The sequence below is a fragment of the Prevotella sp. MGM1 genome, assembly GCF_002933775.1.
In the GTDB taxonomy this organism is placed as follows: domain Bacteria; phylum Bacteroidota; class Bacteroidia; order Bacteroidales; family Bacteroidaceae; genus Prevotella.
On record NZ_BEWV01000207.1, the window covers coordinates 37,675 to 59,201 of the forward strand.

A 21,527-nucleotide genomic window follows, 5' to 3' on the forward strand; every position below is an offset into this window, starting at 1 on the left:
TTCTGGTTCGTCAAATGGATGTGAGCATTATCTTGATCAGTACTCCGGGCAATACCCGCCATTGGTCATTGTTCGTCCCGGCAGTCTTGTTGAGTTTGGCTATCATCTGAGGTGTCCGGTCAGCGACTGCATGAAGTGTTGTCCTTTCCATATCGGACAGGATAGCCACGCTGAAACCATCCAAGGCAACATACGGCTGCAACAACATCCAAACGTAAGCCCTTGCCTGCGCTTCGGTCTTTACATTGCCTTGGTTGATGTCATCACGGCAAGCCAAAGCGTTAAGTATGATTCTCCGGTTGGTTCGCCTGGCTGTATATACCAAGGCATCCCGGTAAGAGAGCCTGCCATTCTCCGCAGACTGGAATATCGACAGGCAGCATTTCTCCGTGTCGCGCGTAATGGCAGACAGGTCGGCATCGGCAAGCTCCGGAAGATGACTCAGGAAAGAACGGAACAGCCTGTCCTCTTCCTTTATGAAAGCAAGCATTTCACTCTTGCCGCTTATTCCGGATTTCAAGGTCTTGGAAAGGAACATCCGGTATTTTTCAACGACAGCATTGGCACTGCCTTTATATGTCAGGACGGAATCCAATGGTTTGAAAAACGGCTCCGCTTCCGCTGTCGACTGCATCAGCTCCGTGTCTTGCCAGTATTGGGAAGTCTGTTCTCTGATGAGCAACACATCCGCAAAAGTTCTCGGCTTCTCCAGAGCCAGACGGGTAAATTCAATGCGCAACGAATCGTGCAATCCACGAATTTCGCTTTCGTAATTGGCGTGAATACGGTTTGCCGTGTCTTTGGCGACACAGGCAGATACCGAATCCCGAAGCGACTGCCAGTCGTTGACTTTTTCAATCAGACGGTCTGTTGGCAGGTTTGCTTCCTTTCGCACCTCGGACAGGTATGACCTGTAAGCATCGGCAGCATTTTTAACGGTCTGAAACATACTGTTGCCGGTCTTTTCTCCACATGATGCCAATGTGACAATGGCAAAACATACGGCAAAAGATTTGGCATACGAAGCACGTTTCTTTGAGTATGATTTCAAGTTTCCTCTCTTCGATTTTTGCATTGATTCTACTTTAAACAAGCCTTTATACATGATATTTTATTGGTTTATGGTGGCAAAGTTAAGTATAAAAGTTTGTATAATAATACTCTAAAATAAAACTTTAATATATTTTCTCTTTCATACTTACGAGTATAATCCGCGAAATAAACAAGAGCGTAACAAGTGAAAATACAAAGTATAATAATTGAAAAATATTTTATTGAGTATGATTTTAACCGAATTAAACTTTGTATCTTTGCACTTGGTATCATTTAGCATTGAACAGCACTATGGCAAAAGTGGGTTACATATTCAAGGCAGCCGGCTATGACGGCTTCGACACTGATGTGGAGTGGATGAAGCAATACGGTTGTGTACAAGTGATTGAGGAGGAAAACGGACACGAGAAACTGCGTCCCCAATGGAAACAGCTTATGGCAAGTATGGAACGGGGAGACGAAATCGTACTCGCTAAATTCAGCAACGCCCTGCGTGGTTCTCGTGAACTGGCGGCATTCATCGAGTTCTGCCGTGTAAAGGTGGTGCGGATTATCTCCATTCACGACAAGGTGGACAGTCGTGGCGACCTGTTTCCTGAAACCAAGGCTGCGGATGTGTTGGAGATATTCGGTGCGCTTCCGGAGGAGTGTGCCGCATTGCGAAAGGCTTCAGCGCATATCATCCAACTAAAGCAGAACATAAACCAGCCGTCCAAAGAGAATAACATCAGCAAGGCGGAAAGGGAGAAAACCATCGTGGCGATGTACAACAACGGGCATTCAATAGATGACATCTGGAAAGTAAGCGGATTCAGCAGCCGCAGCTCCGTATTCCGCATACTAAATAAATACGGAGTTTCGCTCAATCGGGGCAAGTTCAGTGGGCCGCTGGGAAAACGTAAGCCGAAAGAGTAATAAAACAAATTAACCCCAAAATAAGAAAATATGGCTGAGATATCTAATATAACAATCAAGAATATAAAAGGCTTCATGGATCAGAACAACTCATTTGATGTCCATATCCTCCCCAATAAAGTAAATCTATTAGTAGCACCTAATGGATTTGGCAAGTCGTCTATCGCAAAAGGATTTGAGTCCCTAAATAGCAATCGTTTGGATTTACCGGATGATTTGTATCATGACAAAAACTCTCCCATATTGCCAGAGATAAGCATCACATACGATAATAATGTTTTGTCGGCAAATAAAGACCAAAACACTATAAGTTCTATATTTGATGTAACAGTTATAAATAGCGGTTTAAAAGCAACAGCAAAAGTCCGTAATATTCCCCATAGAGTCATACAACAAGGTGTTATGGAAGTAGAAGATATTGTGTTAAGAACATCAATACCAAGAACTGCACATATTGACTATAACTTTTCACAGATAAAGGCATCATTCGGCAAAAACAAAAAAGTTTTAACTAATCTATCAGAAAAAATCGCGCAAAATGGAATTGCCGAAACAATTTTGAGAGATTTAGATGAACATACATTTGATGATCTTGAAAATATTGGTGAGTACCAAGAATTACAAAATAAAGTGAGTGGATTACGAATATCTAACACAAAATTTTCAAGATTTGAAGTATTCTTTCAAATTATTTGGCTGTATAATAACAAACGCGCAAATCTCCAGGAAGCCAAAAGGCATGAGGATTATGTAAATCTCAAAAATAGTTACAATGCAATTATTAGATCAATTGACACAACTGGAAGAAATATAGCTGCTCACGAGCAAGACGGCAAACTGATCGTTTCATTTCCGAAGGCTGACACAATATCAAATGGGCAAAGGGATATAATTACCTTTATCACAAGTCTCGTTAAATTTCGAATGAATTACAATAATGAAAAAAAACAAATTCTAATCATTGACGAGGTGTTCGATTATTTAGATGATGCGAATGTTGTGGCCGCTCAATATTTTTTATCTGACTTTTTGTCGGAAAACAGGGAAGATTTCTATCTAATCATTCTTTCTCATATTACAGAAGAACATTTTAGAGGTTGGGTACTAAAGAAGAAACTTAATACACAATATATCAAACCTACGCAAGCAAAAGCCAGTATTAACACAAAAGCTTTTATCGCATTTAGAGACTCACTCAAAAAAACAAATGAAGCAAATTATAGTGCATTATCAAATTATTACTTTCACTATAATCCCAAAATAAATGAACAAGATTTGTCGGCTATTTATCAAGCAAAGGATGGTTTAAAAAAGAATTGGTTTGAGGGTACTAATTTGCATTCTGATATCTTACCGGAACTAAACAAATATCTTAAAGGTCAAGAATCGTATGATCCTTATGCTGTTTGTTTTGCTCTTAGATATGCTTGCGAAAAAAATATATATGCTCAACTAAGGAATGACGAAGAAAGGACAATTTTTTTAAGCAAAAAGAAAACAAAGGATAAATTAGAATGGGCAGAAGACGCAGGATATGATGTTCCTGTAATATACTATATGTTAGGTATTATTTTCAATGAAGCTGAGCATATTACTGGAATTGAAATAGCACAAAACAAAGAGCGTTCTTGTGTATACAGGTTAGATAATGGTGCAATACGACAAATGATTATCGAACTATTTAATTATACAGAGGAAGACATTGCGATTGATGCTATAATATAAATTCATTATGAGCAAGAAAGAATACATACAAGCCAACAAGGATTGGCTGGAAGCGAAAGCCAAAGAAGAAGGAGTGAAATCTTTACAAAACGGTATCTACTACAAGGTCATCAGTAAGGGAAAGAACGATGGCAGACATCCCTCGCCACGCAGTATCGTCACCGCACACTACACGGGGTGGACAATAAACGGAAAGAAGTTCGACAGCAGTCGTGGCGGAACACCAATAGCGTTCCGTTTGAACGAACTGATAGAGGGCTGGATTATCGCAATGCAACAGATGTGTATCGGGGACAAATGGGAGATCTACATTCCTGCCGAAATGGGATATGGTAAGTTCTCGCAACCCGGCATACCCGGTGGTTCAACTTTGATATTTGAGATTGAATTGTTTGGTATTAAATAGCAAAACTGAAAAATAATACAATACACAATAGTTATGAAACATGATATAGACCAATTTAAATCCCAACTTATTCCTATATATAACTCTCTACGAGATGATTGTAATAGAGATGATAATCTTTGTCCTTTCTTAATGCAGTGGGGTAATAGATTTCCAATCACTCCAAATAGTGGTATTATTTTTTACGGAAGAGCAACCAATGGTTGGTTTGGCACTTGGGATTATGACATTTTCTTCAGTAATAATGATGAAGATAGAGGATGGAATAGGGATAACCAAATGGCATGGGTAGAGGAACAATGGTGTAATTCTGAAGACGGTTATGACACAAGTAAATCTCAATTTTGGAGCATTATAAAAGGCATCTCAACAAGATTTTACGGAGATGAATGGTTTAAGTATGTGGCATGGAGTAACATTTGTAAGGTCGCTCCATATTCGCAAGGGAATCCAAGTGATAAAGTGTTTTATTCCACTTTAGAAAATAACTTAAAGGTATTCCATACTGAATTAGATTTTTGGTCGCCAAAATATATCGTTCTTTTCACTGATGGAATAAAGAGAGATAACAAAACTACAATTGATTGGACAAGTAATTATATATCATCTTTAAATAACGGAATTGTTCCATCTACTATATACGATATATCATGGGATAGTGAAAACCCACACATTAAAATTAAGGTTTACAAATTGGATAACAGATTTATTATTTTATCACTACATCCACAAGGACGTAAAGTTGAACTACACAGAGATGCGATAATTAATATTATTGAAAACATTGAGCGAAAAAGACTATAAAAATATATTATCTAACTAATTTTCAATACTATACATTTGTCATATCGTGATTTTTTAGTACCTTTACAAGTAGTAATCAGAAATAAATCAGTGATATGGGAGACGTAATCATTACAGTATTGGGATTGTGGGTGTTCATCAAAATCGTGAAAGTGATATTCGGAGGCTGGAGCAAAAGCGACTACCAGCGGGACAGGTAAGATTCAACCAACAGAATGCAGCCTATGACAGTCGTTCATGTCTGGCATAGCGAGGGACTTAAAAATCAGTATTTAATTCTCCCTCCTGTCGAAAATATCAACCCAAGCAAAGGGCGGGCAGTAAACGAGTTTCTTCTGCAAGCCCGATAAATAACAAAATGTTTTGCCTACCGGAAGAAAACGAAGTCTTGGAGCGGTTGGCAAATCTTTTTGTATCGGGCGATTTCGGCAGAGTGTCTTGCGAAAGAGGAGCAACGTGCAACATTGCGCAGCCGAGCAAGTCTCTCGAAGAAAAATAGAAGAAGCCATTTACGGGATGGGTGAAAACTTATAATGGGCAACCCATAGATGTATAACAGGTAAACATACGAGCAAAAACAAAAGCGACTGAAGCCGCTTTGTTTGTCGGAACGAGGCAGGAGTTATTTCTTACCTTTTTTCGTTTTCTTTTCCGGCTCCGCAGGAGTTTCCTCCTTGTCGGGTGTCTGGTAGAACTTGTTAGCGACCATGACGATGCGGTTGTGTTTCACGCCGTCCTTGTCAATCCATTCTTCAGGTTTGAAGTAGCCCTCCACTGTGAGCAGGGTACCCTTGGTGATTTGGGCAAGCGAATCGGTGTTGGCGTTGTTGCGCCAGGCTTCCACGTTGATGAAAGCGGACACACGTTTTGTTTCCTCGCCACTCTTCTCCTGACGGCTTACTGCCAATGAGAAGCGTGCCACGCTTGCGTTTGCGAACTGACGGATTTCTGCGTCCTTACCTACGAATCCTGATACTGCGAAATTGTTCTCAATCTGTTTCATGTTACAATGCTTTAAGTTGTTAATTAAATTATTTTTACGCTGCCAATATAAGTGAGTGCAGTTACAGGGTTGCGACAAGGTTAGCAATCAAATACTCTTTATTTTTGTCAGCGTAAGCCGTCAAAACCTCCGGCCCGATAAAGGAAGATTTGTGAAGCTACACCATTGACCAAGGCTTTCAGCCGTACCCGGCTGCATACTAACTTTGCAACGGAAAAATGAGGAATAACACGACCAAAAGCTGTAACGATATGGATTGGTGAATAAACAAGTGAGCGAGGTTCGCAGACAAAGGACAGCATCCGTCCGCAGACACAAAGTTTCAGGTACGCTTCGGCTGTAAATCCAAAAGAAGCAGAGCGATGAAGCGAGGAATCCAGTATGTCCTCTCAATGTGGATGCCGTAATACTGAATCCGTTATGACGCTGCACAGCCAAAGGTATTTTGCTATGGAAGGGATAGCCGAAGAACAGAATGGCACGACGATCGCGGAAACCAGCATCAGAATAGCCGCGTTCTACCTTACCGACAGAACCGGAGAAATCAAGGCAAAGAAAACAAAGGCAAGAAGTCCGGTGCTCGTTGAACAAAGCAGCCCGGTCGCCATTGCGAAATATGAAATGCCATATATACAAAAGGAGACTTGACAGTCAAAGATGAATATATAAGAGGAAGAACGGCTTGCCTTGCAAGCTCCAATTATAAAGTTGATGCCATTGGATATGTATTTCCAAATGGCATGGACACAGCAATGTGGAGCATTGCCCCACATTGCCGTTCTGCCAGATGTCGGTCAGTTCAGGTATGACCATTCTGCTATCTCCAGTTCCTCGCCACAAGGGAAATCAATGATAGGGTCACAAATGAATGTACCACAGAAATTGACTACTACACAGCCGTTTTTCAGAGAGGCTGGTTCACTCCAATCATCGTCCGTATGTCGGATATGATACCACAGTTTACCCTTGGGCAAGGTTTCGGTGGCAATCCGCAAATCAATAAATTCGCCCTCAATGGTCTTGCCATTCGCCAAAGTCAGAAGCATAGGCGATTTACTTTCTTTTCTGTAATCGTACAGCATAATCTTTCTTTTAATCTGTTATCTCAATTATTTCATCAATCCGACCGCAAAGGAATGTCCGTAAAGCGGTCTTGTCCACAGCATAGTATTCGGCTATATGTCCGTATTGCTTGACAAAGTAGCGTTTCAGTATGTCAGAGAAGTCAAAGCGGTAGCCCATTAGCGGAATAGCCCTTTTGAAATAGGTGTTGCTGTTCACGCTGTTCGTAAGCCAATTTTTCTGTTGTCGGCTCATTGGCGTACCCTCATTGAGTTGCACTCTCAATTGATAGACCTTGCTATCTTGCAAGGAAGAAAGACGGGATATATACCTTTGCGACACAATTTTTATCTGCCAACCCGAAAGACGATGTGAAGACGAGAAAGGATAGTAAGTGTACAACAGGAGCACTATAAACGGAAAAACGCATTTCAAAACAATAGCGAATAAAAAGAAGGATTTGCTGACGAAAAGAAAAAGCAATCAAGAGTTTAGAAATTGAGAAAATCAAGTAGTTTAGTTTAGAACTTGATTAGATATACAAAAACCAAACTAAACCTATTCCATCATTACTTTACTCACGTTATTGGAAACGGCATCAAACCTAACTTTCGTCCGAGGGACAGGCGAGGGACAAGCAACAATACAACGAGGGACAAATTATATCCCTTGCATTTCAGCATGGTTTTTCAGGAATGTTTTTATAGCTTTTTTCTTTTGGTGTGCAAGATTACGGCTTTTAACATTTCTGAAATAAAACAGAATCTAACTATAGATCCGAGGGACAAGGAGGGATAAAGAAAAAATAATCGTGAGGGACAAACCGTGTCCCTTACATTTCAGTAGGGCTTTTAGGAAGTGGTTTTATTGTTTTTCTTTCTTTTTATATGCGAAATTTTGTCCCCCGTTTGTCCCCCGAAAATATCATTCAAAAAATTCTCCATTGATACACAGCGATTTACACAATATAAATATCGTTTGCGTGGGGAAATAAACATTCTGCATCGGAAAATAAGGTGAAAAATGGCGTTTTTCAGGAGTTGTCAGACATTTGTTGCTATTCTGTTGCTGAAAGTTCCCAAATATCAACCTAAGAAAGTAAGTATCAAACAGTTAAGAAAACAAACTGAGTTTCTGCATCGGAATATGACCGATATTTCGTTCAGCACACTATATCGACTTTTGAAAGTTATAGGATTGGCAACAAGTTGGGAATCTTTAATGCCGGAACTCCCGGAATCACCATATACATACGATGATAAAGGTAAAAAGATGCAAAGAGTAAGACATCGTAAGTCATAGATAACAGAGCCTATCGGCTCAAATCAAGTGCTAACATGGCAAAAATCAGCTCAAATTGAGCCGATAATCCAATAAATTTTAGTAATTTTGAGCCGATAAAAACTTTGAGATATGACTCAAGAGATTGAAATCCTTCAGTTCCTTCACTACAATCCGGAGGTATCACGTGCTGAAATAGGCTCAGCATTGACTAATGCCCCAAGTCCGGCAACACTTAAACGATTGATTGCCGATGGCGTCGCTAAAGGACACATAGAGGTTGTCGGTCGTGGTCCGGCTACTCGTTATAGACTTACTCCGCAGGCTCATGCGACTATGGAGTTGAATCTTGACACATACTTTGACAAGGATGTCGACGAACGTCAGGTGCAGGAATCGTTCAATTTTGAGCTCATAAATGAAATTCTTCCAAAGGTGGATTTATTCACCAATGAGGAATTGCAACGTCTTGATGACGCACAGAAACTCTTCCGTCTGCATCTCTCGGAGATGTCCGAGTTGGAATATCGCAAAGAGATGGAACGTCTCGGAATTGACTTGTCTTGGAAATCTTCGCAGATTGAGGGCAATACTTATTCGTTGCTGGAAACGGAGAGACTGCTGAAAGAAAAACAGACGGCAAGCGGTAAAACGAAAGAGGAAGCCGTGATGCTCCTCAATCACAAGGATGCTCTTGACTTTATTCTTGATGTGCCGGACTATCTTATGGATTTGACTGTCGCCCGTATCGAGGAGATTCATGCGCTACTTACAAAAGAATTAGGCGTTGAGAGAAATATCCGTCATCGCCGTGTCGGTATAACCGGAACCAACTATACTCCCCTCGACAATGAGTTTCAGATTCGCGAGACACTTGAAGATACAGTGCGACTAATCAACGGCAAGAGCAATATCTTCGAGAAGGCTCTGCTTGCGCTCGTTTTACTAAGCTATATTCAGGCGTTCACCGACGGCAACAAGCGTACAGCCCGAATAGTAAGCAACGGTATTCTCATCGCCAACGGCTATTGCCCGATTTCATTCCGCACGGTAAATTCAATCGACTACAAAAAGGCAATGCTGATGTTCTACGAGCAAAATAATATCGCAGCCTTCAAACGTATTTTTATTGACCAGTTCCTCTTCGCCGTCAAGACTTACTTTTAGGCAATTTGTACGCTCATCTGTATGTCGCGAAAAGTTAAAGTCACTATATTCCTTTGATAATCGGAAGATTATCGCTACTTTTACATTGAGTCACTGTTGTCGGTTTGGCTAGTGCGGCTTGTAACAATTTAAGTAGCAGACGGTTAACAACTTGCAACCATAGAAAATTCACGTCACTTGTACGGATTAGAGTCACACTTATCTGTATATCAACAAATTAACCGCTTCTGCGTCGGAAGATAATTCGTATATTTTTTCACCGCAGCATTGAAAACTTTGAAAGTGAAAAGCCCATTGTACTTCACACTATACGTAGACACTTTTCTACCTTTTTATCATTGGTTATGACTATATACTACGTAATTTAGAATCTACCCTAAAATGTACTCTGAATGCTTTTAACTTATACATCGTTCTAATAACAATGCCTTACCTGCATGTACATATTATTCTCATCAACGATGAACAAGTATACTATTCCATTAAATAGGTCTAAGCTGTCCAAATGCTCCAATTAAAATATTTCTCATGTAATAAACCCACATCATCATTAATTTCAATTTCAAGAAAAACAGATCAGCTCATTAATAGTCATTATCTTCTTTTACCACAAACTAAACAAATTAAGAAACCCTCCTTTCAATACTTGAAACTCAAATTCGCAATCTATCTATGGACGCAAGATAATGGCAGATATAACTTTAATTCTCACTTTCTATCTTCTAGCAAAGATGATGTTCTGACACGACTTAAAGTCTCTGGAGTCATCTGTAAATAGCTTGCAATATAAACCAATGGAGCGCGTAAAACAAGTTGAGGATGCCGTTTAACCAATTTTGAATATCTATCCTGTGCTGTCTCAAAACGAAGCAAGTCTGCATGGATTTGACTTTCTATCAACGATTCTTCTAATATCTTACGATACAATATTTGTATGTTCACACTTTTCATTGCTACCTGTTCCAAAATAGGCCTTGGCATCGCATATATAACCGTCGGTTCAAGAGCTATTATTTCAAGAGCTGTAGGTTCTTCTTTGAAAAGACTTTCTATACTCATCACAATGTGGTTTTCTACCGCCATGTGCTCAGTCACCTCTTTACCATTTTTATGATAAAACAGCCTGACTAATCCTTTTACTATCCAATATATATGTGTACACGTCTCACCCTTAACAAGAATCTTCTCACCTTTCTGAAATTTCATCGGAACCAAAACATTCTCCAATACATCCAATTCGTCATGAGACATTGTACTGTAACGTCTGGCTAATTCTCTTGCCACATCGCGCTTTGTCAGTCCTATATTTGGCATACAACTCCTCCTTAATTATTTTATTAATCCAATTTCAATACAGCAAGGAATGCCTTTTGCGGCACTTCCACATTGCCGATCTGCTTCATACGCTTCTTGCCTTTTTTCTGTTTCTCTAACAATTTTCGTTTTCGACTCACGTCTCCACCATAGCATTTGGCTGTAACATCTTTGCGGACACACTTTATTGTCTCGCGAGCAACAATCTTTGCTCCAATTGCCGCCTGAATAGCTATGTCAAACTGCTGTCTCGGTATCAGTTCTTTCAATTTCTCACACATCCTTCGACCGAATGCCACCGCATTATCCTGATGTGTCAAAGTAGATAAAGCATCTACTGGTTCCCCATTCAACAATATATCCAACTTAGCCAACTTCGACGGCCTGAAACAATCCACATGATAATCAAATGAAGCATACCCCTTAGATATACTCTTTAATTTATCATAGAAATCAATGACTATTTCACCAAGAGGTAACATAAAATGCAACTCCACACGATTGCCGCTCACATACTGCTGATCTATAAGCTCGCCTCGTTTATCAAGACACAATGTCATTATCGGACCGATATAATCAGCCGCTGTTATAATAGAAGCCCTGATATATGGCTCCTCTATATGATCTATCAACGTTTGCTCGGGAAGTCCTGACGGATTGTGAACCTCTTTTACTTCGCCATGCTTGTCATAACACATGTACGATACGTTCGGCACTGTTGTTATTACATCCATATTAAATTCGCGGTCAAGACGCTCCTGGATTATTTCCATATGCAACAGGCCGAGAAAACCGCATCTGAATCCAAATCCGAGAGCGATTGAAGACTCCGGTGAGAAAGTCAACGAAGCGTCGTTCAACTTTAATTTTTCAAGAGACGCACGCAAGTTCTCATAGTCAGACGGATCAATAGGATATACACCAGCAAAGACCATGGGCTTTACCTCCTGAAACCCCTCTATTGCCTTATCGCAAGGACAGGATACGTGAGTTATCGTATCACCTACCTTTACCTCCTTACTATCCTTTATTCCACTTATTATATATCCCACATCACCCGTACTCAACTGTTTACGAGGATGCATATCCATTTTCAACACTCCGATCTCATCGGCTGTATATTCCATGCCGGTATTGAAAAACTTTACCTTGTCACCTTGTCTTATCGTACCATTTTCAATCTTGAAATAAGCGATTATTCCACGAAAAGAATTGAATACCGAGTCGAAAATCAAAGCTTGTAGTGGTGATTCTATTTCTCCGACTGGATGTGGGACGCGCTCAACAACAGCATTCAATATCTCTTCCACTCCATGTCCTGTCTTACCGCTTGCTCTAATAATATCAGAGCGGTCACACCCTATAAGGTCTATAATTTCGTCCTCTACCTCATCAGGCATAGCACTCGGCATATCTATCTTATTTATCACCGGTATTATTTCCAAATCATGGTCTATCGCCATATACAGATTGGAGATTGTCTGAGCCTGCACACCCTGTGTGGCATCTACAACAAGAAGCGCACCCTCACATGCCGCTATACTACGCGAAACCTCATAAGAAAAATCGACATGTCCCGGAGTGTCTATCAAATTGAGTATGAACTTCTCGTTTTTATAAGTATACTCCATCTGGATAGCATGACTTTTTATCGTTATACCACGCTCACGCTCCAAATCCATATTGTCAAGCATCTGCCCCTCTGTTACTTGTATTGTTTTGGTATATTCAAGCATACGATCGGCAAGGGTTGATTTTCCATGATCAATATGTGCTATTATGCAGAAATTTCGTATATGGTTCATTTATTATCATGTTTATTAAAACGCAAAGTTACTGCAAATCATGCAAACATCAAAATAAATCTAGAGTTATTTTTAACAAATTTTGAATAGTATACAGCACTAAAACAAGGAACACACCGTTATTTAGTTAGTAAATTAAAGATATTACACATAGTAAACATAATACTAACCACAAGTATGACAAATGCTGATAATATTATCAAGGAATTAAGCCTTCTGGCAACAGAAGAAAAACAACGTTTTCTTCCACGCTTTTTCAAAACCGGCAAAGGACAATATGGAGAAGGAGACATATTTCTTGGAGTTATCGTACCACACACAAGAATAATAGCACGAAAGTACGCTGACATTGATAAATCAGACATTTTAAAACTTTTGAATTCCGAATATCACGAAGTGAGGTTGTGCGCCCTACTGATAATGGTGAGAAAATGCCAGAAAGGAAACGATAATGTCATGAGGGAAATGTTTAACATGTATCTGAAACACACTGATAGAATTAACAATTGGGATCTCGTCGACCTATCTGCCCCAATGATTGTAGGCAACTATTTGGTTGACAAGTCACACGACATTCTTTACCGTTTGGCAGAGAGTAAACTGCTGTGGGACAATAGAATTGCCATTGTATCCACAATCTCATTCATACGCCGAAATGAATTTGACGACACATATAACCTTGCCTTAAAAATGATGAACCATCCGCACGATTTAATCCACAAAGCCATCGGATGGATGCTACGGGAAGCAGGTAAGCGGAATCCAAGACGACTATATGAATTTGTTGATACCTATAGAACGGAGATGCCTCGCACAATGCTGAGATATGCAATAGAAAAATTCTCAAAGGAAGAGAAAAAGTGGCTGATGAGAAAATAAATTAAGCGTATCCTGAGCTCTTCTTCCTTTATCATTCTATCCATAACAATTTTTATTTCTTCACAAAATTAAATTTGTGACATATTCACAAGTCACTTGACAAATTATGCAAGTTAATGCATGAAGTTTTCAGTGTAATTACGGACTCATCAGCCTTATACTATCAACTAGCATTGTTCTGTCATGCGATCCGATTGACCGCCCGTTGCAAAAGGATACCCAATATACCAATCGCTTATCTTTACCATTCCCACAAGATGGCCATACAACCAAATAATGATACACGATATACATTATGAAAAATACTCCTGCAATACATGAGTGTTTCGAATTTTATAGGTAATTTTGCAACCATACAATATAAATACATATATGGAAAATCAAAGATCGGTATTCGTAAAGCTGATATCCACTGAACTTAACCTGCCTGAACACGGAGTAGCAAATACACTCTCTATGCTTGATGAAGGATTCACTGTACCTTTTATAAGCAGATATCGCAAGGAACGCACCGGAGAACTCGATGAGGTGCAGATTACCGCTATCCACGACATGAGCGGACGGTTAAAAGAAATCGCCAAACGAAAAGAGACAATAATCAATACAATCACGGAACAGAATAAAATGACTGATGAGTTGAGAATACGCATCAACAATATCTGGAATGCCACCGAACTGGAAGATATATATATGCCATACAAGCCGAAGCGTCGCACCAGAGCTCAGATCGCACTTGAAATGGGGCTCGAACCATTGGCAAAAATCATTATGTCACAACGTGAAAGAGAGCCTGAACAAATAGCCAAAAGATTTGTAAAAGATGAAGTTAAAGACATCACAACAGCCATAAAAGGTGCACAGGACATAATAGCCGAGCATATAAGCGAAGATGAATGGACAAGACAACAAGTACGCGGCAGTTTCCGCAGAGATGCATTCATTACGTCAAAATTAATAAAAGCCAAAGGGGAAAATGAGAATGCCGCCAAATACAGTGATTACTTCAATTTCTCCGAACCTCTCCGAAAATGTTCTTCTCACAGACTTCTTGCTATACGCCGAGGGGAAAATGAAGGCATATTACGCGTAAATATATCGGTAGACGATGATAATTGCATTGAAAAACTGTATCAAAGATATATACATGGACATGGCAAGTGTTGCGATCTGGTGGCCTATGCCATAAAAGACGGATATAAACGCTTACTCAAACCAAGTATCGAGACTGAATTTGCAGCTCTGAGTAAAGAAAAAGCCGATAAAGAAGCCATCAATGTATTTGCCGAAAACTTACGGCAACTATTACTCAGCGCACCACTCGGGCAAAAGCGTGTTATGGGGGTCGACCCAGGATTTAGAACTGGATGCAAGATTGCTTGCCTTGATACACAAGGTAACCTGCTACATCATGAGGCTATATTCCCCCACCCGCCTGTATCAAAAATTTCCATCGCCACAACCCGCATGCAGGCCATGATAAAAGAATATGCCATCGAAGCCATAGGCATCGGAAATGGGACAGCGAGTAGAGAGACAAAAATATTTGTAGACGACGCAGTAAAAGGCACCCAGATAAAAGTCTTTATGGTTAGTGAAGCCGGCGCATCAGTATATTCAGCCTCCAAAACCGCACGTGAGGAATTTCCAAATGAGGATGTAACTGTTCGTGGAGCGGTATCTATCGGAAGGCGACTGATAGATCCGCTCGCAGAACTGGTCAAGATAGATCCGAAGAGTATCGGCATTGGGCAATATCAACATGATGTGGATCAGATAAAACTAAAAAAGAGCCTCGATCATACAGTTGAAAGTTGCGTCAATTTAGTAGGTGTCAACCTGAACACAGCGAGTAAGCATCTATTATCATATGTGAGTGGACTCAGTTTATCATTGGCTCAAAGCATCGTGGAATACCGACGTGAAAACGGGGCATTCACAAGTCGTACACAACTAAAAAAAGTTCCACGACTCGGTCCTGTAGCATATCAACAATGCGCTGGGTTTCTTAGAATACCTGACAGCCATAATCCTCTTGACAACAGCGCTGTACATCCTGAAAGTTACAATATAGTGGAACATATGGCAAATGATTGTGGATGCACTGTTGAAGAACTTATCAGAAATAAGAATAAACGTAGACAAATAAACATAAAACGCTATATTACATCTATGACCGGACAACCAACACTTACTGACATTATGCAAGAATTAGATAAACCTGGACGAGATCCGAGAGAACAAATAGAAGAATTTGAATTTGATCCTAACACCACTTCTATTGATAATCTTGTCGAGGGTATTATTCTTCCCGGTATAGTTACAAATATAACAAACTTCGGGGCATTCGTTGACATTGGCGTTCATCAGGACGGACTTGTGCATATATCTCAAATAGCAGATAGGTTTATTACTGACCCGACACAAATAGTAAGACTACATCAGCATGTTAAAGTCAAGATTATTGAAATAGACAGAAAACGCAAACGGATTTCTCTCTCCATGAAAGGAATTGAAGATTTAAGATTTGCAAGCATGAAAAAGGAATTATAATACTTAGCCAAAAGGAAAAATAAAAGGTGATGAAAATATGTTTTCATCACCTTTTATTTTATTGATTATAATATCACGAATGAAATAAATACTTTTACTTAACCTTGGCTACAATAGCCTTGAAAGCCTCGGGATTGTTTACTGCAAGGTCAGCAAGAACCTTACGGTTAATCTCTATTCCGGCCTTATTCAAAGCACCCATCAATACTGAATAACTCATACCTTCAAGGCGTGCGGCAGCATTGATACGCTGAATCCACAAAGAACGGAAATTACGTTTCTTATTGCGACGATCACGATAAGCATAGGTAAGACCTTTTTCCCATGTGTTCTTCGCAACCGTCCAAACATTCTTGCGGGCTCCGAAGTAACCACGTGTCAGCTTTAAAATTCTTTTTCTCTTTGCTCTTGAAGCAACATGATTTACTGATCTTGGCATAATTTCTTTACTTTAAATGTTTGACAATTAGGTTTAACGGAGACATAACAAATCACGAACTTGCTTCAAATCGCTCTTGTCTACCAATGTCTGGTGTACAAGATTACGTTTTTGCTTAGTTGATTTCTTCGTCAAGATATGACGATGGTAAGCGTGATGTCTCTTAATCTTACCTGTACCGGTGAAACGAAATCTCTTCTTTGCGCCGGAATTTGTCTTTACTTTTGGCATTTTTTTACGTTTTAATTATTTGGTTATTTATTATACAGTGGCAACGCATATACCGGGCGTTACGCACTCTGTTTCTCTCATTATCAATAGTAAAACCTATTACATCAGTTTTCGTCAGCCGTCAACTTTTTAAGTGCGTCCTCACTTATCTTTGCATTGGCAAGCAATCCGCCATTTGTCGGCTCATCATCCTCAGATACAGACATCGAAGTTGTTGTATCTTTAATCTCTGAAGCCTTTCTCTCACGATCCATGGCCTGCTGACTTTTCTTTACCACACCAGCTTTCTTCGGTGCCAAATAAATAAACATCTTCTTTCCTTCAAGTGACGGCATAGACTCAACCTTACCCCATTCTTCAAGGTCATTGGCAAAACGAAGAAGTAAAACTTCTCCTTGTTCCTTAAATAGTATCGAACGACCACGGAAAAACACGTATGCACGCACTTTATTTCCATCTTCAAGAAATTCTTTCGCATGCTTTAACTTAAACTGATAATCATGCTCATCTGTCTGCGGACCAAACCTAATTTCCTTCACTTCGACTTTCACCTGTTTGGCTTTCATTTCCTTAGCACGCTTTTTCTGCTGATAAAGGAACTTTGAATAGTCGATGAGACGACATACGGGAGGATTAGCATTAGGAGATATTTCAACAAGATCTACTCCTTGCTCACGAGCCATGTCAAGTGCCTGACGTGTAGGGACTACTGTCGATCCGCCGTCACCTACAATGCGGACTTCACGTACACGTATCTGTTCGTTGACACGGTACTGGTTCTTTATTTTGTCATTCTTCATTCAACTATTTTATGAAAATCGGCTGCAAATATACGATAATTCAGCGAATTATCAAAATATTTTATTCTTTTTCTACCTAATTAATTATAAAAATAATGCCATAAAACATTAAGCGCAGTCTTATGGCATTACTTTTAAAATAATCATACTTATTATTAGAAGTCCTTTGTCATTTCTGCCACTTCATCATTTATCTTCTTAGCAAAATCTTCCATTGACATTACGCACTGCTCCCCACCACCTTGCGGACGAACGGCAACTGTTCCATCTGTCTGTTCTTTTTCGCCAACAATAAGCATATAAGGAATACGTTTCAACTCGTTATCACGAACCTTACGGCCTATTTTCTCATTACGCGCATCAATGGTAGCACGAACTCCGACTGAATCAAAATATTTGGCAACCTTTGCCGCATAATCATTATATTTCTCTGATATAGGCAGTATAGCAACCTGATCTGGAGTAAGCCACAACGGAAAATGTCCGGCTGTATGCTCGATAAGTACTGCACAGAAACGTTCCATCGATCCAAACGGAGCCCGATGAATCATAACCGGAGTTTTCTTGGTATTATCTTCATCCGTATATTCAAGCTGAAAACGTTTCGGCAAGTTGTAATCGACTTGAATGGTACCCAACTGCCAACGACGACCAATAGCGTCTTTTATCATGAAATCGAGTTTGGGTCCATAGAATGCAGCCTCACCATATTCAACCTTGGCCGATAATCCTTTTTCTTTGCAAGCTTCAACAATGGCAGCCTCCGAACGTGCCCAATCGTCATCAGAACCCACATACTTCTCATGATCATTAGGATCACGAAGAGAAATTTGAGCCTCAAAGTTAAAGCCGAATGCCGTCAATACAATATTTATTATATCCATGACGTTAAGAAACTCCTGCTTAACCTGATCAGGACGACAGAATATATGAGCGTCATCTTGCGTAAACGAGCGAACACGTGTCAACCCGTGCAACTCCCCGCTCTGCTCATAACGATATACTGTACCGAATTCTGCAAGACGAAGAGGCAAATCCTTATATGAACGTGGTTTCCATGCAAACACTTCACAGTGATGAGGACAGTTCATCGGTTTTAACATGTACTCTTCTCCCTCCTCCGGTGTATGTATAGGTTGAAAAGAATCCTTGCCATAATGGGCATAGTGACCGCTGGTTACATACAAATTCTTGCTTCCTATATGCGGAGTTATAACTTCCTTATAGCCAAAACGGGTCTGAACCTTACGCAAATGATCCTGCAAACGAAGACGAAGTTCCGTTCCTTTAGGCAACCATATCGGTAAACCTTTACCCACTTTCTCCGAGAACATAAAGAGTTCCATCTCTTTTCCAATCTTTCGGTGATCTCGTTTCTTGGCCTCTTCAAGCATAACGAGATACTCATCCAACATCTTTTTCTTTGGGAACGACACTCCGTAAAGACGCTGCATCTGCTCTCGCGTAGCATCACCACGCCAAAATGCTCCCGCAACACTCGTAAGTTTAATGGCCTTTATGGAACCTGTATTCAACAAGTGAGGTCCTTTACACAAATCAGTAAAAGTACCTTGTGTATATGTCGTAATTGTTCCGTCTTCCAAATCCTGATCTATATGTTCACATTTATAAGTCTGACCTGCCGCTCCGAATTCAGTGAGTGCATCGGCTTTGGCAATCTCTTTGCGAACAACCGGCTCTTTCTTGGATGCCAATTCTTTCATCTTAGCCTCAATCTTACCAAAATCAGCCTCTCTAATTGATTCGCCATCCTTTAATAATACATCATAAAAAAATCCGTTTTCGACAGCCGGTCCGAAACCGAACTGTATCCCAGGATAAAGTTCTTGTAATGCTTCTGCCAACAAGTGAGCCGATGTATGCCAAAAAGCATGCCTTCCTTCCTCATCTTCCCACTTGTACAATTGAACTTTCGCATCCTCATTTATCGGGCGGTTAAGTTCTACCGTCTCACCATTCACACCGCAAGCTAATACATCGCGTGCCAAAGCAGGCGAGATGCTTTCCGCTATTTGCAATCCAGTGACACCCTGCTCATACGAGCGAACAGAACCGTCAGGAAAAGTAATGTTAATCATATCTACAATATATGTTTTAAGTTTATTGAGCGCAAAATTAATTATTTTATTCGTAATAAAATAATTTTAACTTCAAAATATTCACTACCACTCTATCGGTTTTTCTTCATTATACTATATGCTTTATAAAGTCCCAATTCCCCTGCTTTACTCAAATCACGATTACTGCTTTCTTTATTATTAACAAATAAATAAGACAACCCGCGGTTGTAATAAGCCTCAGCCATATTTTCATCTATCTCTATAGCCTTACCATAATCTTCAATGGCATTGCCATAATCCTTAAGCAAGGCATATACATTTCCACGATTATAATAAAGATAAGCGCATTGAGGGTTATTCTCCAACGCCTTGGATATATCAGACAATACATTCGTTGTCTTCATTGCCATGCCCTTGCCCTGCGAAGTTTTCACTTCATTCGCCTTAAACAGACAAATGGCACGCTGCCAATATGCCAAAGAAGAAATGGAGTCTATCTCAATATAAGTATTGAAATCTTCAATTGCACTGTCAAAATTTTGAATTTCAGAATAAGCCAAAGCTCTTCTGAGCAAAAGTGGCATAAGCGAATCCGTATCTTTGGAACTTGTTAGTTTTGCCGTTAATCCATCTATATACTTAAAATATTCTGAAACACGTTTCTCATCAAGATTGTGCAGACCATTACTTATATATATTTTTTTTGTGAGCGATCCATCATCCATCAGTTTTTCAGATACGGTATTGAAGGCGTCAACCTGACGGTCAAAGGGTATATAACGACTTATTTCACTTCCCACATATTCGTATGACAATTCATACATTGGCATATAATCCATGTCGGAAGCACGATTTTGAACCAAACCACGATATTCGCTCTTATACTTTTGCTCTACCTCGGCATCATCAGCAACCACAATCTGGTTGTATTTTTCAGGATTCACGTCACTTTGCCTACGGATTTGGTCTTTACTCATTCTCGGTTGCACTCCATAAAGAGACTTATACAACCGCGCCTTATACACCTTAAACTCATCTGCTTCCGCTTGTTTAACCATACCGAGACGGCGATAACACTCGGCACGATGTAATAACCCAGTCCAAAAGTTAGGGAATTTCTTTATCACTTTCGAATAATCCCTGATCGCTCCGCGCAAATCACCTGTTTTGTCAAGCAAGATAGCCCTGTTAAATAAAGCCATGATATTATCTGGTTCAAGTTTTAGAACAAAGTCGAAATCAAGTATTGCCATATTGTCATCACCCACATGCGCCCTCAGCAATCCTCGATTATAATGCCCGAGAAAATTATCCGGTTCTAAATCAAGAGCAGTGTCATAATCGTCCATAGCTCCACGGAGATTATTCCTTTTCAATCTGGCCAAGGCCCTGTTTATATAATATCCGGCATTATCCGATTGCAAATGTATAGCCCTACTCAGATATTCCTCAGCCTTATCCCACGCTTCTCTCTTTAAACTGATACCGGAACGAACAGCCCATGTGCTTGCGTCATACGGATTTATCTCTATACTTTTCTCCAATGCTTCCATGGCCTTTACCGTATCCTTACGTAACAAATAGATTTCCGATTGCATAGAATATACACGTGAATTTCTGCTCCATTTGGTCAACATAGTGTCCACATCGGCAAGAGCACCATCATAGTCTTTCCCATGTATTCGGCACAAAACCCTGTTATTCCAAAGCCCGTCATTCTCTGGGTCATATTTTAATGCCAACACATAGTCAGAAATTGCCTCTTCGTATTTCTCCTGCTGTATCCTCACCAATCCGCGCAATTCATAGTTTTTTACTACAAAAGGATTAAGATTTATGGCCTGTGAACAATCACGCTCCGAACCGATATAATCTCCTAAATAATACTTTGCTACCGCCCTATAAAACCAAGGTTCATAAAGATAAGGTTTGGAACTTATCGCCTGATTAAAATATTGTATAGAAAGAACATAATCTTCATAGTAGAGCGCACTCCGCCCTACTGCCACCAA

General features: G+C 40.0%; 19 protein-coding genes. 8 read left to right on the forward strand and 11 right to left on the reverse strand.

The genetic code is table 11. From position 1 onward, the window contains the following. Positions 1-10 precede the first annotated feature (10 nt). On the reverse strand, positions 11-1,075 hold the full coding sequence (locus tag MoGM_RS10295) for a hypothetical protein (RefSeq protein WP_233210258.1): 1,065 nt from the start codon (positions 1,073-1,075) through the stop codon (positions 11-13). A gap of 269 nt (positions 1,076-1,344) precedes the next feature. Here MoGM_RS10295 and MoGM_RS10300 point away from each other — a divergent pair, with 269 nt between their 5' ends. The 4 genes from MoGM_RS10300 to MoGM_RS10315 are packed head-to-tail and all read left to right on the forward strand — an operon-like array spanning position 1,345 to position 4,903. After that, entirely contained in the window at positions 1,345-1,968 is a 624-nt protein-coding gene (locus MoGM_RS10300) for a recombinase family protein (protein ID WP_103878038.1), read from the forward strand. Between the two features lie 30 nt (positions 1,969-1,998). Continuing rightward, entirely contained in the window at positions 1,999-3,693 is a 1,695-nt protein-coding gene (locus tag MoGM_RS10305) for an ATP-binding protein (protein WP_104369968.1), read from the forward strand. 7 nt (positions 3,694-3,700) lie between these two features. Then, positions 3,701-4,099, forward strand: coding sequence for an FKBP-type peptidyl-prolyl cis-trans isomerase (locus MoGM_RS10310; protein ID WP_103878036.1), 399 nt, complete (start codon positions 3,701-3,703; stop codon positions 4,097-4,099). Between the two features lie 33 nt (positions 4,100-4,132). Further along, a complete protein-coding gene (locus MoGM_RS10315) occupies positions 4,133-4,903 on the forward strand; it encodes a hypothetical protein (RefSeq protein ID WP_103878035.1) in 771 nt (256 codons plus the stop codon). A gap of 622 nt (positions 4,904-5,525) precedes the next feature. Here the strand turns inward: MoGM_RS10315 and MoGM_RS10320 are convergent. Further along, entirely contained in the window at positions 5,526-5,906 is a 381-nt protein-coding gene (locus MoGM_RS10320; protein ID WP_008771331.1) for a single-stranded DNA-binding protein, read from the reverse strand. A 450-nt stretch (positions 5,907-6,356) separates the two neighbouring features. Here MoGM_RS10320 and MoGM_RS10330 point away from each other — a divergent pair, with 450 nt between their 5' ends. Further along, positions 6,357-6,554: a hypothetical protein gene (locus MoGM_RS10330; RefSeq protein ID WP_103878034.1), complete on the forward strand. Its 198-nt coding sequence runs from the start codon at positions 6,357-6,359 to the stop codon at positions 6,552-6,554. A gap of 146 nt (positions 6,555-6,700) precedes the next feature. Here MoGM_RS10330 and MoGM_RS10335 read toward each other — a convergent pair whose 3' ends face one another. Both MoGM_RS10335 and MoGM_RS10340 read right to left on the reverse strand, forming a co-directional pair. Further along, positions 6,701-6,988, reverse strand: coding sequence for an LPD28 domain-containing protein (locus tag MoGM_RS10335; RefSeq protein ID WP_103878033.1), 288 nt, complete (start codon positions 6,986-6,988; stop codon positions 6,701-6,703). A 10-nt stretch (positions 6,989-6,998) separates the two neighbouring features. Further along, positions 6,999-7,319, reverse strand: a complete 321-nt coding sequence (locus MoGM_RS10340) for a molybdenum ABC transporter ATP-binding protein (RefSeq protein ID WP_104370012.1) — start codon at positions 7,317-7,319, stop codon at positions 6,999-7,001. A gap of 1,062 nt (positions 7,320-8,381) precedes the next feature. Here MoGM_RS10340 and MoGM_RS10350 point away from each other — a divergent pair. After that, a complete protein-coding gene (locus MoGM_RS10350) occupies positions 8,382-9,416 on the forward strand; it encodes a Fic family protein (RefSeq protein ID WP_104369970.1) in 1,035 nt (344 codons plus the stop codon). Between the two features lie 708 nt (positions 9,417-10,124). Here the strand turns inward: MoGM_RS10350 and MoGM_RS10355 are convergent. Together MoGM_RS10355 and lepA are read right to left on the reverse strand one after the other, a co-directional pair. Further along, on the reverse strand, positions 10,125-10,730 hold the full coding sequence (locus MoGM_RS10355) for a Crp/Fnr family transcriptional regulator (RefSeq protein WP_104369971.1): 606 nt from the start codon (positions 10,728-10,730) through the stop codon (positions 10,125-10,127). 23 nt (positions 10,731-10,753) lie between these two features. Continuing rightward, positions 10,754-12,535, reverse strand: coding sequence for a translation elongation factor 4 (gene lepA, locus MoGM_RS10360; protein ID WP_104369972.1), 1,782 nt, complete (start codon positions 12,533-12,535; stop codon positions 10,754-10,756). 177 nt (positions 12,536-12,712) lie between these two features. Here lepA and MoGM_RS10365 point away from each other — a divergent pair, with 177 nt between their 5' ends. Next, complete coding sequence (locus tag MoGM_RS10365; RefSeq protein ID WP_104369973.1) at positions 12,713-13,414, forward strand: DNA alkylation repair protein; 702 nt, start codon at positions 12,713-12,715, stop codon at positions 13,412-13,414. Positions 13,415-13,786: 372 nt separating this feature from the next. Further along, on the forward strand, positions 13,787-15,964 hold the full coding sequence (locus tag MoGM_RS10370; RefSeq protein ID WP_104369974.1) for a Tex family protein: 2,178 nt from the start codon (positions 13,787-13,789) through the stop codon (positions 15,962-15,964). Between the two features lie 94 nt (positions 15,965-16,058). Here the strand turns inward: MoGM_RS10370 and rplT are convergent, their stop codons facing one another. The 5 genes from rplT to MoGM_RS10395 form a co-directional block, all read right to left on the reverse strand. Then, positions 16,059-16,403, reverse strand: coding sequence for a 50S ribosomal protein L20 (gene rplT / locus MoGM_RS10375; protein ID WP_104369975.1), 345 nt, complete (start codon positions 16,401-16,403; stop codon positions 16,059-16,061). Between the two features lie 33 nt (positions 16,404-16,436). Continuing rightward, positions 16,437-16,634: a 50S ribosomal protein L35 gene (rpmI, locus tag MoGM_RS10380; protein WP_104369976.1), complete on the reverse strand. Its 198-nt coding sequence runs from the start codon at positions 16,632-16,634 to the stop codon at positions 16,437-16,439. 104 nt (positions 16,635-16,738) lie between these two features. Continuing rightward, positions 16,739-17,434 carry a translation initiation factor IF-3 gene (gene infC / locus MoGM_RS10385; RefSeq protein ID WP_104369977.1) on the reverse strand — a complete coding sequence of 232 codons (696 nt, stop codon included), beginning with the start codon at positions 17,432-17,434 and terminating at the stop codon, positions 16,739-16,741. Between the two features lie 155 nt (positions 17,435-17,589). Next, positions 17,590-19,533: a threonine--tRNA ligase gene (gene thrS, locus MoGM_RS10390; RefSeq protein WP_104369978.1), complete on the reverse strand. Its 1,944-nt coding sequence runs from the start codon at positions 19,531-19,533 to the stop codon at positions 17,590-17,592. A gap of 92 nt (positions 19,534-19,625) precedes the next feature. Next, a complete protein-coding gene (locus MoGM_RS10395) occupies positions 19,626-21,524 on the reverse strand; it encodes a tetratricopeptide repeat protein (protein ID WP_371410528.1) in 1,899 nt (632 codons plus the stop codon). Positions 21,525-21,527: the final 3 nt, after the last annotated feature.